General features: G+C 44.9%; 18 protein-coding genes. All 18 read right to left on the minus strand.

Translation table 11 applies throughout. From position 1 onward, the window contains the following. Nucleotides 1-11 precede the first annotated feature (11 nt). The 18 genes from secA to pduA (ELZ47_RS09155) all read right to left on the minus strand — a co-directional run bounded on the left by secA (nucleotide 12) and on the right by pduA (ELZ47_RS09155) (nucleotide 16,654). The gene (gene secA, locus ELZ47_RS09065) at nucleotides 12-2,531 is read right to left on the minus strand and encodes a preprotein translocase subunit SecA (RefSeq protein WP_126435857.1); all 2,520 of its coding nucleotides are present in this window, start codon (nucleotides 2,529-2,531) and stop codon (nucleotides 12-14) included. A gap of 275 nt (nucleotides 2,532-2,806) precedes the next feature. Next, nucleotides 2,807-4,006, minus strand: coding sequence for an acetate/propionate family kinase (locus tag ELZ47_RS09075; protein ID WP_126435858.1), 1,200 nt, complete (start codon nucleotides 4,004-4,006; stop codon nucleotides 2,807-2,809). A gap of 134 nt (nucleotides 4,007-4,140) precedes the next feature. Next, the gene (locus ELZ47_RS09080) at nucleotides 4,141-4,854 is read right to left on the minus strand and encodes an MIP/aquaporin family protein (protein ID WP_126435859.1); all 714 of its coding nucleotides are present in this window, start codon (nucleotides 4,852-4,854) and stop codon (nucleotides 4,141-4,143) included. A 184-nt stretch (nucleotides 4,855-5,038) separates the two neighbouring features. Next, nucleotides 5,039-5,572 (minus strand): GlcG/HbpS family heme-binding protein, encoded by a 534-nt coding sequence (locus tag ELZ47_RS09085; protein ID WP_126435860.1) that lies wholly within the window; start codon nucleotides 5,570-5,572, stop codon nucleotides 5,039-5,041. A 58-nt stretch (nucleotides 5,573-5,630) separates the two neighbouring features. Further along, entirely contained in the window at nucleotides 5,631-6,011 is a 381-nt protein-coding gene (locus ELZ47_RS09090; protein ID WP_126435861.1) for a glycerol dehydratase reactivase beta/small subunit family protein, read from the minus strand. After that, nucleotides 5,992-7,848 (minus strand): diol dehydratase reactivase subunit alpha, encoded by a 1,857-nt coding sequence (locus ELZ47_RS09095; protein WP_126435862.1) that lies wholly within the window; start codon nucleotides 7,846-7,848, stop codon nucleotides 5,992-5,994. The genes ELZ47_RS09090 and ELZ47_RS09095 overlap by 20 nt, the downstream gene beginning before the upstream one ends. Nucleotides 7,849-7,946: 98 nt before the next feature. After that, nucleotides 7,947-8,462 carry a diol dehydratase small subunit gene (locus ELZ47_RS09100; RefSeq protein ID WP_126435863.1) on the minus strand — a complete coding sequence of 172 codons (516 nt, stop codon included), beginning with the start codon at nucleotides 8,460-8,462 and terminating at the stop codon, nucleotides 7,947-7,949. Nucleotides 8,463-8,492: 30 nt separating this feature from the next. Next, on the minus strand, nucleotides 8,493-9,161 hold the full coding sequence (locus tag ELZ47_RS09105) for a propanediol/glycerol family dehydratase medium subunit (protein WP_002896346.1): 669 nt from the start codon (nucleotides 9,159-9,161) through the stop codon (nucleotides 8,493-8,495). Nucleotides 9,162-9,172: 11 nt separating this feature from the next. After that, nucleotides 9,173-10,834: a propanediol/glycerol family dehydratase large subunit gene (locus ELZ47_RS09110; protein WP_002907135.1), complete on the minus strand. Its 1,662-nt coding sequence runs from the start codon at nucleotides 10,832-10,834 to the stop codon at nucleotides 9,173-9,175. A 21-nt stretch (nucleotides 10,835-10,855) separates the two neighbouring features. Next, complete coding sequence (gene pduB / locus ELZ47_RS09115) at nucleotides 10,856-11,587, minus strand: propanediol utilization microcompartment protein PduB (protein ID WP_260425614.1); 732 nt, start codon at nucleotides 11,585-11,587, stop codon at nucleotides 10,856-10,858. A gap of 412 nt (nucleotides 11,588-11,999) precedes the next feature. Continuing rightward, entirely contained in the window at nucleotides 12,000-12,449 is a 450-nt protein-coding gene (locus ELZ47_RS09120; RefSeq protein ID WP_002896350.1) for a cupin domain-containing protein, read from the minus strand. Nucleotides 12,450-12,466: 17 nt separating this feature from the next. Further along, complete coding sequence (locus ELZ47_RS09125; RefSeq protein WP_126435864.1) at nucleotides 12,467-13,561, minus strand: ethanolamine utilization protein EutH; 1,095 nt, start codon at nucleotides 13,559-13,561, stop codon at nucleotides 12,467-12,469. Nucleotides 13,562-13,577: 16 nt separating this feature from the next. Then, nucleotides 13,578-13,859 carry a EutN/CcmL family microcompartment protein gene (locus tag ELZ47_RS09130; RefSeq protein ID WP_011836570.1) on the minus strand — a complete coding sequence of 94 codons (282 nt, stop codon included), beginning with the start codon at nucleotides 13,857-13,859 and terminating at the stop codon, nucleotides 13,578-13,580. A 14-nt stretch (nucleotides 13,860-13,873) separates the two neighbouring features. After that, nucleotides 13,874-14,521 (minus strand): ethanolamine utilization protein, encoded by a 648-nt coding sequence (locus ELZ47_RS09135; RefSeq protein ID WP_011836569.1) that lies wholly within the window; start codon nucleotides 14,519-14,521, stop codon nucleotides 13,874-13,876. 31 nt (nucleotides 14,522-14,552) lie between these two features. Further along, entirely contained in the window at nucleotides 14,553-15,179 is a 627-nt protein-coding gene (gene eutD, locus ELZ47_RS09140) for an ethanolamine utilization phosphate acetyltransferase EutD (protein ID WP_002896361.1), read from the minus strand. A 23-nt stretch (nucleotides 15,180-15,202) separates the two neighbouring features. Next, nucleotides 15,203-15,844: a hypothetical protein gene (locus tag ELZ47_RS09145; RefSeq protein ID WP_126435865.1), complete on the minus strand. Its 642-nt coding sequence runs from the start codon at nucleotides 15,842-15,844 to the stop codon at nucleotides 15,203-15,205. 197 nt (nucleotides 15,845-16,041) lie between these two features. Next, the gene (gene pduA / locus ELZ47_RS09150) at nucleotides 16,042-16,317 is read right to left on the minus strand and encodes a propanediol utilization microcompartment protein PduA (RefSeq protein WP_002929465.1); all 276 of its coding nucleotides are present in this window, start codon (nucleotides 16,315-16,317) and stop codon (nucleotides 16,042-16,044) included. Nucleotides 16,318-16,372: 55 nt separating this feature from the next. After that, nucleotides 16,373-16,654 (minus strand): propanediol utilization microcompartment protein PduA, encoded by a 282-nt coding sequence (gene pduA / locus ELZ47_RS09155; RefSeq protein ID WP_002915825.1) that lies wholly within the window; start codon nucleotides 16,652-16,654, stop codon nucleotides 16,373-16,375. Between the last annotated feature and the right edge of the window lie 12 nt (nucleotides 16,655-16,666).

Here is a 16,666-nt window from a genome sequence, read left to right on the forward strand (position 1 = left end):
TTCTTTTATGCTTACTTTTTACGGCCGTGACAGTTCTTGAACTTCTTGCCAGAGCCACATGGACAAGGGTCGTTTCTCTTTACGTTAGACAGGTCTGTATTCTCAGGCATATTTGGCGCCTTAGCAGAGATATTGCGGGTAGCTGTCGTACTGATAGCACGCTCTGTCCGAGGGCGCTCTTGCTCATGAATCTGCGCTTTCATCATCAAACGAGTCACGTCAAACTCGATGGAGCCAATCATGTCGTTGAACATACGGAAGCTTTCTGCTTGATATTCGACAACTGGGTTATTTTGTGCATAACCGCGCAGTCCAACAGCATTGCGCAGCTGGTCAAGGGCGTCGATATGGTCAGTCCACTTGCTGTCCACCACGCGCAGGATCAAGACCTTCTGGAATTCACGCACTGCTTCTTCGTCTCGCAGCTTAGCAATCTGACTATCATAGACTTCAAGTGCACGTTCAAACAGATAATCTTTGATTTCTTGGTCAGATTTGCCTTCCAAATCGCTATCTGAAATAGAATCTTCTGAAACCAAGTTATACTTAGCAAAGTTTAAAATCGCTTCAATCTTTTCATCCTGATCAGAGTGGCTGCTGCCATCAACGATACGGTTGATAGTCCGCTTAATCATAGCCTGGATTTCAGGACTGAGGTCACGGTCAGCAGTAATGACATCGTGGCGCTCGGCATAGATAATTTCCCGTTGCTCACGCATCACGTCATCATACTGCAAGACTTGTTTCCGCGTATCGTAGTTATTTCCTTCGACACGCTTCTGAGCTGCCTCTACCTGACGGGTCAGCATGCCAGACTTGATAACAGAATCTTCGTCACTAAGGTTCATTCGATCCAAGAGGGCTTTAATGCGCTCTGATCCAAAGCGGCGCATAAGCTCATCTTCCAGTGACAGGTAGAACTGTGACTCACCTGGGTCACCCTGACGACCTGAACGTCCGCGCAGCTGATTATCAATCCGGCGGCTTTCATGGCGCTCTGTACCAATAACACAGAGACCGCCCAGTTCGCGAACACCTTCACCCAACTTGATGTCGGTTCCCCGTCCGGCCATATTGGTCGCAATAGTAACCGCACCACGTTGGCCGGCGTTCATGATAATTTGTGCTTCTTTATAGTGGTTTTTCGCATTAAGAACTTCATGAGGAACCCCAGCTTCCACCAATTTCTTAGAAATATAATCACTGGTTTCAACCGCAACGGTACCGACCAGAACTGGCTGGCCTTTTTCATGACGCTCTTTAACATCCTGAACAACTGCCTTAAACTTAGAATCAATACTTGGGTAGAGCAGGTCAGAATGGTCAATACGTGCTACCGGACGGTTAGTTGGAATCGGAATAACACGAATGTTGTATGTTTCGCGGAACTCTTCTTCCTCCGTCTTAGCTGTACCTGTCATGCCGGACAGCTTCTTATACATACGGAAGAGGTTCTGATAAGTAATAGAAGCAGAAGTCTTTGTTTCTTCCTGAATCGGCACACCTTCTTTGGCTTCAATCGCTTGGTGGAGACCGTCAGAGTAACGACGTCCTTCCATTGTCCGACCAGTAAACTGATCGACAATCAGAATTTCCTGATCTTCACTGACCACATAGTCAATGTCAAGGAGCATGATGTAGTTAGCTCGCAGAGCATTGTCGATAAAATGAGTCAGGGCAACATTTTCAATATCGTAGAGATTGTCCAGCTTGAAGTAGCTTTCTGCCTTATCAATCCCTGAGTCAGACAGACCAATCGTCTTAGACTGAACATCGATGATGTAGTCGTCCTTATCCAGAGATTTGACATAGTGGTCAGCCATATGATAAAGCTGGTTGGTATCTGAAGAAACCGGTCCGGATACAATCAATGGTGTCCGAGCTTCGTCAATCAGGATTGAGTCCACCTCATCGACCAAGGCATAGTTGAGTGGGCGCTGTACCATGTTTTCAGCGCGGACTACCATGTTATCACGCAGGTAGTCAAAGCCGATCTCAGCATTGGTTGAATAGGTAATGTCGCAAGCATATGCTTCTTTCTTTTCAGATGGAGACTTAGCAGCCAGATTGATACCGACAGAAAGGCCCAGCCAAGAGTAGAGTTCTCCCATTTCGGTCGCGTCACGCTCAGTCAGGTATTCGTTGACTGTGACAACGTGTACTCCTTTGCCTGCAAGGGCATTTAAGTAAACTGGCATCGTCGCAGTCAAGGTTTTTCCTTCACCGGTACGCATCTCTGGAACGTCACCATGATGGAGAACGATTCCTCCCATAACCTGAACCTTATAAGGGAAAAGGCCCAACACTCGCTTAGCTCCTTCACGGACAACCGCAAAAGCTTCAAATAAGAGCTGATCTAAAGTTTCGCCATCAGCATAGCGTTTCTTGAATTCTTCTGTTTTTGCCTGAAGTTCTTCATCAGACAAAGCTGCCATTTCGTCTTCATAAGCCAAGACTTTGTCAGCCATTTTTTCTAATTTTCTTAATTCACCTTTATCATTTTCAATGATAGTCTTTAAAATATTCGCCATTTTTTTCCTTACTATATAATAATCTTTCTGATTTTTAGAATGTTCTTTTCATTATAGCATGTTTTCCTATATCTTTCAAGAATGAAAAAAGCAAAAAAGCTCCATCAGACTGTGCTTACAGAACTGTAAGATGGCAAGATATCTAAGCTAAAAAAGAAAAGGCAGAGGTCTTGCTCTGTCTTTTCGAGTCTAAACAACACAAGGATAAACTGGTTTTTTCTTATTAATATAGAAAGTTATTCCTGCACTCCTTGAACATTCTACTACTCTTTTGGCTACTTAAATTCCAGCAAACGCATGGTATCTTGGGCAATCATCAATTCTTCGTTGGTTGGAAGAATGAGAATTTTAGCTTGCGACTGAGAATTTTGGATAAAGAGCTGTCCTTGCTCGTTAGCTGCCTGATTTAAAGAAAGTCCTAAACAATTGAGCTTTTGAACGACCAAGCTGCGGATCACTGCTGAATTCTCGCCGATTCCAGCAGTAAAAACCAAGGCATCCAGACCATCTAAATCTGTGATGTAGCTTGCAATGGTCTGAGCGATGCGGTTGACAAACATATTGACTGCTAGACTAGCTTTTTCATCGCCTCTGTCACAAGCTTCCAGAACATCTCTTAAATCATTGCTGAGCTGAGAGATAGCCAGCAGACCTGATTCTTTATTGAGGACATCGCTTAATTGCTGAGCTGATAATTTTTCCTGTTCTAGCAGAAAAGGAAGAATCATGGGATCTATGTCACCGGAGCGGGAGCCCATCATCAGGCCAGCCAAGGGGGTGAATCCCATCGAAGTATTGACAGACTGACCATTTTTAATGGCGCAAATACTAGCACCATTGCCCAAATGGCAGTTGATAATCTTCAAATGCTCCGCAGCTTCTCCTTGCCGCTCCCAAATCTCCTTTACCTTTTGAGCAATATACTTGTGACTCGTTCCATGGAAACCATACTTTCTCAAACCGTATTTATGATAGTAATCCCAAGAAAGAGGATAGAGATAATAGGCTTCTGAAAGGCTTTGATGGAAGGCTGTATCAAACACAACCACTTGTCCTGTCTCCGGCAGCGCCTTTTGGAAAGCTCGAATCCCTACCAAGTTGACAGGGTTATGGCTAGGAGCTAGGAAGGACAGTTTCTCAATGATGGATAGCACTTGCTCGTCTATCAAAGCAGAATCATCAAAGGATTCTCCGCCATGGGCTACGCGATGACCGACTCCATCTATCTCGTCCAGAGAAGCAATCAGCTTCCGCTCCAAAAGAAAGTTCAGCAGGTAATCCACAGCAAATTGATGCGAAGGAATAGCCAGCAGTTCCTTTTCTTTTTGACCTTCAAATTCAATCTTAAAAATACCTTCCTTTAAGCCAATTTTTTCAAAAATCCCTTTCACCAAAAGACTTTCATCAGGCATACTGAGCAGTTGAAATTTTAATGACGAACTGCCCGCATTAATCGCAAAAATTTTTTTAGACATATTTTTCTCCTGAGCAATGAAAACAGTGATTTTTTTAAATAACGTTTTTTTGAAAACTGAAACTTTCCATTGCTGCTTGTTAGATAAATAAGCTAGCTTCAAATGGTCGGCTAGCTTATTTACTATTTTATATATTACATAGCATTGACTGCTAAGACAGCCAAGACAGCACCGATAGTCGGTCCTACAATTGGCACCCAAGCATAAGCCCAGTTTGCATCTCCTTTATTCGGAACTGGCAAAAGAGCATAAGCAAGGCGCGGACCGAAGTCCCGGGCTGGGTTGAGGGCAAAACCTGTCGTCGAACCCAAAGACAAGCCGACCGCCATAATGAGGAAGCCAACTAAGAGTGGAGTGAGTCCAGGCGTGATTTCGCCGTGCGTTATCATCAAAAGTGCAAAGATGAAGAAGAAAGTCGCAACGATTTCGCTGAGCAGATTAAATGCTGGATTCTGGATGGCTGGTCCAGTAGCAAATACGCCAACTGAGTTGCCTTCTTCTGCCTTGGTTTCTTTGAAATGGGGATAATAGAAGAACACTACAATAGCGGCTCCGACAAAGGCCCCTAGAATCTGAGCGATGATATAGCCCACCACTTGCTCCCAAGGGAAGATGCCACCCACCGCAAAGGCAATAGTGACAGCTGGGTTAAGGTGACCGCCAGTATTGTAAAATCCTGCCGTATAGACACCCAAGGTCACTGCCAAGCCCCAGCCAAATACAACGGTAAACCAATTGGGAGAGAAACCTTTTGCGAGACTCTTATTAAGACTGATAGACGCTCCGATTCCATTCCCAAAAACCATCAGAACCATGGTGCCTAAAAATTCACCTAGATATTTTTCCATACTCCATACTCCTTCATTTCGAAATACTTTATACTCTCTCCTCTATATTGCTTCTACAGCGCAACATAGATTCTCAGAAAGCATAAGAGAAATATGCTCGTAAAATAGGAGAAAATCCCTAGCTCCAAAGCATGGATTGCAAGCGGTATTCTCTCCTCTGATATTATTTAATTAGCTTGCTTCTCTACAGCCCTACAGCGTACTCAGCGATGGACTGGTCTTCTTCAGAACTTCCTCCGCTGACGCCGATACCGCCAATCATCTCTGACTGGCAATAAATAGGAATACCACCTGCTAAACTAACGACCTTATTGTCAGTCATCGTTTCCAGCTGGTAGAGCCACTGGCCAGGCTGAGTTAAAGGTGCTAAATCCTTGGACTGCATTCTCATGCCAACAGCTGTATAAGCTTTCTTATAAGCCATATCGTTACTCACTAACAAGGCGTTTTCCATACGATAGGTCATCACGACTTGTGCTGCTGGATCAACCACCGTTATCACGACGGCTAGTCCCAGCTCTTCAGCCTTGCGTCTGGCCCTTGTTACCAATTCCCAGGCATCCTGATAGATATTTGTGAAAAGAACAGGCTCTTTATCCAGTAAGGTTTGGCATCTGGCAAGGACTCTTTGAATAATGCTGTCCTGCAATTCTGAGTTTCCTTCCCAGCTTGATAGTTCTGGACTGCTGAGCTCGTCTTTCTCTCTATCTCTAGCCATCCATTTCACCTCTTTTCAGTAGTTAGCTCAGCCATCTTTTTGAATCGATCGGAACAAGTCAAAAAGATGCTTCTAACAGGTCAGATTTTTTAAACGGGACTCCCTTGACCAAACGCGCTGCATTTGAGCCAAATAGGCGCAAGACGTGGTCCGGTATAGCGGAATAATCTTTGATGCGATAGATAAATTTTTCAAGCGGCAGGTTACGATAATGGAGGACTGCATCTCGCCCGTCACAGGCAATCCCTACTAACAGCTGGGATTGAGTTGCAGCCACATGTGCTAGTGATACAGAATCACTAAGTTCATCTGGGCTGACCAGACTAAAAGGAATACCTTCCTCTTCGATACCGTAGCCGATTTGTGCCACCTTATCCGCGGGAGCATTGTCCGTAGCTATCAGCCTAATGGTAGGCTTTCTAGTATAAGCTAATTCCATAGCCGGCCCCCCATTTCTCTCTGACATAGGTCAAAATCAGTCCGGTTGCTACTGCATTTCGAGGTCCCACCAAGCCACGCACATTGCCTCGACCAGCCACAATGGCATGCTGAGAGAGAGCTTCGGTCACTAGCTGAGGTATTTCAAAGTCCAAAGCTGAGCCGCCTACGATGACAACGAAAGGAATGTCTCGAATATTCTGAGTAGGACTGACACGCTTGAGAGCCCGAACTGCATTGGTAACAAAGACTCTTTCCTTGGCAGACTGCCGAACAAGTTTGATTTTCTCGATAGAATAGTCTCCGTCATCAATAGGAACAAATTCATCATTTTCCTTAACGATGACAACTCTGGCAAATAACTCTCCAGACAGCGGCTTATCAAAAAATTGAACAGTGCCGTCTTCATGCCGGATATGGAAAAGACTTTCTACCTTAGCCAGAGGATATCGTTTGATGTCCTCTGCCAGATGATGATTTTCCAGTCCTAACTCCGAATTGATCAGCATGGTTACCATATCACCGGCACCGGCTAGATGGACAGCTAAGATTTGACCCCTGCTATCAATAATGGAAGCATCTGTCGAGCCTGCTCCCAAGTCCAAAATAGCTAAGGGGCGATCCGTCCCTGGTGTAGTCAGAGCCCCGAGGATAGCTGATTCAGCTTCTGCTCCACCGATTTCTACGGTAATACCCAGCTCTCGTTCGACTTCTTGGGCAATGATGGACATTTGCAGCTTGTCAGAATTTACCATAGAGGCAATGCCGACAGCCTGCTCCATAGAAAATTCTCCAGCCACACCACCGCGCACAGAAATCGGAGCAAAAGTATTGACGGCCAGTAAGTCACGGATATAAATGTCGGAAGGCTCTTTCTCGGTCAAGTCAGCCATGGTTTGGCGCACCTTCTCCAGCATGCCTCCAACATTGGTTCCCGCTTCTCCGACAACATTGCTAATCTCACCAGCATAGACGATTTTCTCCATAATCTCATCGGCACCCTTGGAAATATCCACCTTTAAGGTATGCTCCTTACCGATAATTTGGATACTGCCTGCTGGAATCGTCCTAGCCTGAACATCACCTGCTGGTGTCTTAATTACGACAGCCGAGCGGTTGCCAATGAGGGCACGGGCAATGGGAACGATGCTTTTCGTCTCTTCTGCGCTCAAGCCGAAGACCGTCGCAATGCCATAGGGATTGGATAATTGGGAAATCACCTTCCCCTGCTCTACCACTTCAACAGCAGCTTGCATGCCCAAAGGAACCTTGTCAATAAAGAGAATCTCATCCACGATTGGAATCTTTTGGCTAATGCGGTTGTTGATCAGGACCCCATCATCCGCCTGCAGAATGGCAGCGGTAATCTGATAGCCCTTGGCTAGATAGGCATTGATCAGCTGGGCAACCAAGTCAAAATCAATGACCTTCGGCACTACTACAATGTATTTCCCATCAATCGGATGATGAACCAAATCAAGAATATCCACTGTCAGTCCAATCCCCAGACCCAGACCGCCTGGAGTACGGGGATTATGACCAATCATGGTAGACTCAGTAATGACCGTCTCTGTGATGGTTTCCATGGCAACATCGCCGATAACAGGCGTCGCTTCATTGATCCGAATCAAATCAACTTGTCTCAACTCAAGCGGTGTTTGCTCCATCAATTTTCTCAGAGATTGATAAATCCCGTGGACATTTTCCTTGGTCCCCTTGATACCTGTTGTATCCGCAATGGCTGAGGCAAGAAAGTGAATGCTTCCATCATCTTGCACTTCAGCTAAGGCAGACTCGGTCGAAGAATTTCCTATGTCTACTCCAATGATTCGTTTCACATTTTCACCTCCACCAAGATTAGGCTATTTTGAGTAGCATTTATAAAAGCAGTGATAACAATCTTTTTTCAACCCAAAATAGCCTTGATAAAACCGGATTAGTTGTCGCCTTTCAACTTCTTGCGGCGCTCATAATTTTCAGCGGCTTCTCTGACAAAGCCCGCACAGATAACAGCTCCATATTGGTTTTCCAATTCATTGGCAATGTCCAATAATTCCTGTTTGGAAGACCGGTAAGGGCGCAGGGCATTGTAGATTTCCAGCACACGCGCATCCGGAACCTTGGTCAGTTCCGCAGCCCGAGAAAAGTTATACTGGATTGCTTCGCGGCCGGCATTCTTAGCAATTTCACCTTGCTTGATCAAAATCTCCGGCTTAATCCGCAAATCCTCTGCTTTTACATAGCCAGACAAGATATTTTCCAGAGTAATATCTTCGAATTTCTTATCCTGACCAACCTTTATCCAGTCTGGGTGTTTTTTAGAAATAGGATAATCAGCCGCTGTCGCTTCATCAGAACTGACCGGACGACTGGCTGCTCCTTGACTAGCTGAGCCGCTATCGCTTAGCTCGGCTAATATTTGTTTTACTAATGTTTCTACTGATTCACTCATTCTGATTTCTCCTTGTAGACATCATATGCATTAAATCACCTGACATTCATCAGCTGGTTTTCCTCTTTTAACCAGTTTCGTTTCCTTGATATGCAGCAAGGCTGAGTAAGCCTGATACTTAGGACGAGCCATTTGGTCGTTAAGGGTTGGCACTGGATTTGGTGTTTCACCCTTGGCATACTTAGCAGCATTTTTACCAATCAAACGATAGGTTTCAGGAGTTAACAAAGGTGCCTGCGGGAAGAGTTCCAGATTACTGAGCGGTGGCAAATCACGTTGGTGAATAACCGTTGTTCCCTTAGACTGAACACCGATAGAAATGCCAGAACCAGACAAGTGGTCTCCTTCTACTGCTACAAAGGCAACGTCAGAAGAACGATAGACCTTGACAATGCGAGCCTTGAGCCCTTCTTCTTCGATACCAGCCACCAGCTGACGCAGTACTTCCGTATGAGGAATGTCCACCATCGTCTTCACCTGCTGTTCCCCAAAGGCAGGCCCAACTGCAATAACGACTTCATCCGTTGACTGGCTAGGCTTAGCCACACCAACTGTACGGATGACAGCTTTTTCATTGGACACAGGCTTTGTGACAGGTTTTTCGCTTGTTTCAGCAGCTGTTTCGTTGGTATTGGCGCTCATCTCTTTCATCACTTCTGCAATAATGGAGCGCAGTAAAGTTTCATTTATCTCTGTCATCTTAGCTCCTCCTATACATCACGCGGGTCAATGGCTTTAGGAATGTCTTTGACTTTTTCCCATTCTTCGCCGACCAGACGATGGCCTGTACCGACACCAACATAGTCATTCGGTGAATTCACCGCTGAAATAACATTCCAATCCCGATCAAAGATAGCAGATGTTTGCAGGAAATCCCCTGCTACACGTTGCTTGAACAAATTGAGCAGCTCATTGGCAACTTCTGGGAAACCATTATTAGCCAAGGCTTTAATCAAATCAGCCCCTTGAACTCCGCGTTCCAGAATACCCTGAGCGGCCTTGATATCTTCAACCTTATCCCGCTCTGGCATATCTTTAGAGCCATGAGCATATGTCGCTGCTTCGACTTCTTCGTCGGTAATCGGCGGCAGGCCCAAGCCTTTGAAAAGAGCTTGCATAACGCGTGCTGCCTTGTTCCGAACCTTGACAACTTCCTCTTCACGAACAGGACGAAGACCGCCGTCTACCCGCAGGTCACGTTGCAGGACATTGTAGTCGTCAAAGTCTTCCGCATCCCAATTAGATCCAGCAAACATATTGTCATAGTTTGGCGTAGCAGAGTAGCCAGAGTTGATAAAGTCTGTACCTGGCGCAAACTGCATCAAAGTCCGAACAGAGCGACGTAAGTCTGAGTGAGTAAAGGTTTGGTCGTTTGATGAAGCACATTCCAAGTCCAGCATGCTGGCAATCAAGTTTTCAGCAACGACTGCCCGAATACCACTTGGAACAGCTGCAGGAATACCAATACAGCTAACTGATCCATTCTGAGTTCCTTGAACTCCAGCCGCTTTCGTGACATAGAGACAGCGAGCTTCCAGATAAAGCATGGACTTGCCTTCGGCTTGTCCCATCTGCACTTCAGACCCTGTACCGGAAGTGAAGCGCATCTTGAGTCCACGAGAGGCATAGGCGGAAGCCAGAAAGGCCTTGGACCAAGGTGTATCATCTCCATCGGTAAAGACATCTTCTGTACCATAAACAGAGATGGTCTCAGCATAGGCTGTAAAACCACGCATACCAAATTCTAGTTCTGTCGCTTCTTCCAAGGAGCACTGAGTCAGTACCCCAGGACGGCCCACTTGTGAGCCAATCATCAGAGATAGGGCATTAAAAGGAGCATAACGCACTACGGCAACCGTTGTTTCCTGCTCTGCAAAACCACGCAGAGCCCCTTCAGCTGCATCTGCTGCAATCTGAACTGGATTATCATTGACATTGGTAACGTGGGCTTGAGTAGCTGTTTGCTTACGGGTCCGCATCTTTTGCAGACACATCATGATTTCCACGACATTCATCTGATTGACCACTTCAATGATTTTAGCCGGAGTCATGGCCTTGGTCAGCTTGATGATTTCTGTCCGAGGCACATTCGGTGTCAATATTTTATTGGCAATCTCTCGTGAGTCCATCTGAATAACTTCTTCAGCCCGGCTCAAGTCAATACCGTAGTTGGCAATGAACTGGTCAATCAGGTCAAATTCTTCTTTTGGTTTGCCGTCTAACTCAACCACTTTCCCATTTTGAATTTTGATACTGGGTTTAGGGTCATTGGGGCTTTCCATAGCTATCAAACCTTCTTCAACCCATTCTTTTACAAATCCATCTTGGTTGATAGGGCGTTCGCTCAATACTTCAAAACGTTTGGATCTCATACCGTTTCCTCCCTCTCACTCTTAAATGTAAGATGGCTGTGAGTTGGTTGGCTCGTCACCCATACTGCCTAAAAGTGCCAGTCCAACTTCACGCGCTGAGATAACTGATTGTCTAACTGCTCCAGAATCCCCACTGATAAAGAGGATAGCTTCGTTTGAGTGGCTGGTGCCACCATTTCCTGGAGAAGCATAGCCGACAACAGTAACGTTTGCAGCCTTAACAGCTGTATCCGCCATAACAACACCAATGGCTGCAGGTGCTCCGACAATCAAGCCAAAGGCACGACCGTATTCAGCACCAAAGGCAGTCTGACAAGCATAGCTAGCACGCGCAGTATACTGGAGTTCAATATGCCCTGCATCATTAGCATAAACATCACCGAAGGTTCGATCCACTTCCTTCAAGGTTACTTCCACAGCTCGTCTGACATCTGATACATCTTCACCACCGAAGATAATCAAACTTCCGTGCCCAGCACCACCCTTAGTATCACGAGGCAGTTCGATTTTAACTATTTCTGTATTGGTTGCTTTGACCGCTTCATCTGCGGCCATGATATGAGGACCTGCACCGGTACGAGCACCGACTACACCAATTGAGCGATAGCTCTTTTCTAGCTTCATAGCATCCAGCACCTGCTGGTCCACATTGGCAATGACAAGTCCAATTGTATCGCCTATCGGATTAACACCGACAAATTCTGTAATATTGCATTTGTTTTCCATAAGACAGCTCCTTTCGCTGACATATATTTTGAAGCGCTTACAATTTTAGGGAATAAGGAAATCAGATAAGAGGAGCACCATAGCTATATGTCTCTTTCTGATTCTTTTTTTTACTTTTTTTGGGTCAAAAGAATAGATTATTCTAAGGTTTTCTGTTAGAATGAATATGGTTGTTTTTTAAAAAGGAAGATTTTTCCGCATTCTCAAAAAGAGCCTAACCAACTTTTTTAGGAATGCCAAGCTAAGCCTACAAGAAATATACTTGACAGGCCTTTCCCTTCAGAAATAACAATCGCAGAGACAGATAGCAGATGATAAACTTTTCGCAGGGTTGCTCATCTTTTATCTGTTTTTTTATTTTCCATCATTACAAAATGGCAGGACAGCAGGCCGCTGTCCTGCCATTCTAGTAAATCCGATAATTCAAATCTCCGACAAACTAGCCTTGCCAGTCAGCCGGATAGGTCACATAGATAAAGCGGGCCTTATCTCTGACAGAGAACTGAATGTCGCTGCCTTTAGGGATAAAGAGTACTTCGCCCGGGCCAGCTGTCATGACTTCGTCACCAACGATAATATCAAGACGCCCTTCAATAACATAGTCCACTTCATCATAGTCCAGATGCCATGGGAAAGTTGTCTTTTCCATGGTCATCAGACCCAAGCCCAATCTTGGGCTTTCGTCTAAGGTCAGCAAGTCTCGTGTATAAACTTGATGGCTCGCATCACCTGTATCCAAGCGATCTTCTGGACGAACATCCAGACCAGGCAGGGCGATAGAAGCTACGCCTGCCTTGCTGACTTTTTTCCCACCATCTTTAGTGGCTAATTCTTCCAATAAAATCTTACGAACCAATGTTTCTAGGTCAGAACGATTAATATCTGCCATACTTCATACCTCCAAGTCTAAGCTTCCTTCTTCGTTAAGAAGAAAGCCAGTAATACCGCTGTGATACCGCCGACAAATTTACCAATCATCATCGGCACAATCATTTCCGGTTTTTGACCGGCTGTGAAGCCTAGGTGATCTCCGATAACAAAGGAAGCAGATACAGCAAAGGCTACGTTGATAATCTTACCGCGTTTGTCCATATCCTTCATCATCTGGAACATGGCAATGTTATTAGCCAGAGAAGCTACCAAACCAGCTGCACCAACTTCGTTCATTCCTAGGGATTTTCCGATAGCAGAAAGCGGTTTGTTGGCTACCTTGGTAAAGACAGCTACCAGACCAAAGGCTCCAGCCAGGGTTACGGCAATCGTTCCGACAACTTCAAAGGCTTCCTTCAGTGTATCAGCACCTTTTGGATAGATGCTGATGAGCCACTCATTACCAGTCAGGAGCTGAGCTGCACCAAAGGCCAAACCAAGCGTTGCCAAGATAACAATAATCTGACCAAACACTTCAAAACCTTTGATCATGGCATTAGGTGCCAAAAGCAATCCTACGAAAATCAGAGCAGATACAATGATAATCGGAATAAGATTGACAATCAAGGTTCCAAAAGGCAGACCTGGTACGAAAAGTCCTCCGAGGAGACAGCCAATCGGAACAGTTACCAAACCGTATAAGATTCCGCGAGCCAAAAGCGGACGGTCATCTTTTTCGATAATACCCAAGGCAACTGGAATTGTAAAGACGATGGTTGGCCCCATCATAGAGCCCAGTACAAAGGCAGCAAAATTTCCTACCGCTGGATCCTGAGCCAGACTGAGAGCCAGAGGAGCTCCTCCCATATCATTGGCAATGAAGGTTGTCGCAAAGATAGACGGGTCAGCACCCACCAAGCCATACAAAGGCACGACAATCGGTTTCAAGACATCCGCCAAGAGGGGAGCGATTACCATAATCCCAGCCATAGACAGAGCCAAAGCTCCCATAGCCATGATACCTTCTTCAAATTTTTCACTTAGTCCTAGTTTGCCACCGATACATTTATCCACTGCACCGATCAGCATGAATAGAACCATGATATAAATGATAATTTCATTGATACTCATAACATTACCTTAGTTTCTAATATTCTTCATCACTGTGATAGTCAACCTTGTCAATGATAGCCACAACAACCATATCCACAGGTATATTTACCTTATTCAGGCTCATACGGGCAGAACTGCCAGTGGTTACCATTACTTGGTCTCCTTCGCCTGCACCGATGCAGTCGGCCACAATAAGCAGAGCTGGGTCACTTTGATGTTCATTTAGCTGCCGTTCGACCACTAAAAATTTCAAACCATTTAAATTTTCGTCTTTTCTAGTCGCCCAAAGGCTTCCTTTTACTTTACCAACAAACATCTCTACCCACTCCTTTATTCTATGATTTCTATTTTTTGACGTTTTAGATAATCTCTCGCCAAGGCTGTCACAATCATTCCTTTTTCTATTTTAAAGCTTCCATTTTCAGGTAAGCCCATTTCTCTCAGCTTTTTCTCTGTCAGCAAAACCGTCTTAATCGGAGCCTTAGCCTTCTGGCTGACTTCTTCTGTCACCGCCCGCTTTTCAGCCGGACGAGGCTCTTCAGCATGATTGCTTTCTAGGAGTGCTAAGAGTTGGCCTTCTTTATAAAATTGCAGACCGTAGCGGATCAGCTTTTCGCGCTGTCCCTGCAGTTCCTGATACAAGTGCACTTTAGAAGATTGCTTGTACTGCTGAATAGCAAAGGCGCTGTCTGACACTAGGACTTTTTTGCCTTTCAAAAGACTCTTTAAAATGACTGCTTCCTCTACCGCTAAAGGGCAAAGGGATGAGAGTCTCAGAAAAGCATCAAAGCCAAGTGTCTCAACAACAACAATCTCTGCTGTGCAAGAATCTTTTACGACTTGAAAGCCTTCCCCTTCTAATAAGTCAGGAATCTTATCGCCTCCAATGACATATACTGAGGGTTCCTGAGGCTTTTTCTTCAACTTTTCCATCAGGCGGTCTGTAATCAAATCTACTAAATGATCTAGATTTTCCATTCTTTACCTACCTTTTATTTGCTCATAGGACTTATTTTTTAATAATCCGTCCGCGTGTTCCTTTTTTGAAACCACAAGCATTGGCTTCATCGTAGTCAATATGCATATAGGTCGCAAACTTGGGACTAACACGGATGACCACATCATCAAAAATCAGCGGACGAGCACCTTCTACTCTGACTTGTACAATCTCGTGATTTTTTACATTCAGACGTTCGGCATCTTCCGGTGTCATATGAACATGACGCTTAGCTACAATCAGGCCCTTATCCAGACAAACTGCCTTGTCCCCATGAGCCAAGATGACACCCGGTGTTCCTTCGATATCACCACTTTCGCGAATGGGAGCCTTGGTGCCCAGCTGCAAACAATCGGTCAGGGAAACTTCTACCTGAGAATGTTTGCGAACAGGTCCCAGAATAACCACATTGTGAAAAGCGCCTTTTGGACCGACAACTGTCAGCCTTTCTTGACTAGCGAACTGGCCTGGCTGTGATAGGTCTTTTGCTTTTGTTAATTGATAGTTGGGACCAAACAAGGCTTCCAAATCTTCCTGACTCAAATGGACATGACGTCCGCTCGCCTCTACCTCAAATGACCCCTGCAATTCTTCCTGAACTTTATCAATTACTTTATTTACCAAATTTTCTAAAGTCATTGCTGTTCTTCTTTCTCTTGTTATTAGCTTGCTATCAACCAGAGCAAGACTTCAATTGATTTTAATAATTGAGAAACCTTACAAGCAAATTGATCTCTGTCACCATCAGCAGCCTGCTCCAATTCTTTGCGCAGGAGGGTCGTTTCGATATATGTTTCATAGCAATTCAGCTGCCAAGTCGGCTCCTGATAACTCATCATAACCGTTTCTTGATCGAGCTGTCGACTGACCCGAATGGCCTGCAATTCTGCATTGCTAGGCATGTCTGTCTGGTAATCAGAAATATCATCCAGAATATGCTGGCCAACGATTTGTTCTACTATATTCAATAGTTGGCCAACTTGCTCACACTTTTCATCCTGAAAAGCCTGATGCAAATCTCTCTGGTTCTTCAAAAAGCAAGTATAAAGTTTAGTCAGTCTAAATAGTCGTGGATACACAGCAGAGTCCTCAAGGTTTGTAATCGGCACCCTGATAGCATCAGCAGCTGAGTCTGTTTTCCCTTTGGTCTGACCTGAAGAAATGATTCGAATATGGTGATCATTGAGAAAACCTCTGGCTGCTGGCGTCAGTTTTTCATCTTTGTTTAATTCAAAGACACCGTTATCAGCGAGAACGGATTCTCTATAAAGCTTTCTAATCTTAGCTTCTGTAAAAACTGACATGTATTCACATCCTTCTACTCCGTTGATACTCTGTGAAAATCAATCTGATACTCTTCGAAAACCAATATTTCCTTTTAAGTATAGAGCTACTGCCCATAAGCTTCATTTTCACTGAGTATTCTATTTGCCTCAGGGGCCTGTATCAGGCCTAAACGCTACAATACAGGCTCTTTCAGCAAATATTTATCTGTCCCAGATTATTTGGGCAGAATAACTTCCACTTCAGCATGTGGACGTGGAATTACGTGAACTGAAATCAATTCACCAACGTTTTCAGCTGCAGCTGCTCCAGCATCTGTCGCTGCTTTGACTGCGCCTACATCACCACGAACTAAAACTGTTACCAATCCAGCGCCGACTTGTTCTTTACCAATCAAAGTTACGTTAGCGGCTTTGACCATTGCATCAGCTGCTTCGATTGCGCCGACGAGTCCTTTTGTTTCTACCATTCCTAATGCATTTGCGTTTGCCATGTTTATTTCCTCCGATTATTTTCTTGTTTTTAGATTTATATGAAAGTCTGTAATCTTATTCTTGATGAGGCAAGATTACTTCTACTTCTGCGTGTGGACGTGGGATTACGTGAACTGAAATCAATTCACCAACGTTTTCAGCTGCAGCTGCTCCAGCATCTGTCGCTGCTTTGACTGCGCCGACATCACCACGAACCATTACAGTTACCAATCCAGCACCGACTTGTTCTTTACCAATCAAAGTTACGTTAGCAGCTTTAACCATTGCATCAGCTGCTTCGATTGCGCCGACGAGTCCTTTTGTTTCTACCATTCCTAATGCATTTGTGATTGCCATGATTGTATCCTC

This window comes from Streptococcus sanguinis (assembly GCF_900635155.1).
GTDB classification, from domain to species: Bacteria; Bacillota; Bacilli; order Lactobacillales; family Streptococcaceae; genus Streptococcus; species Streptococcus sanguinis_G.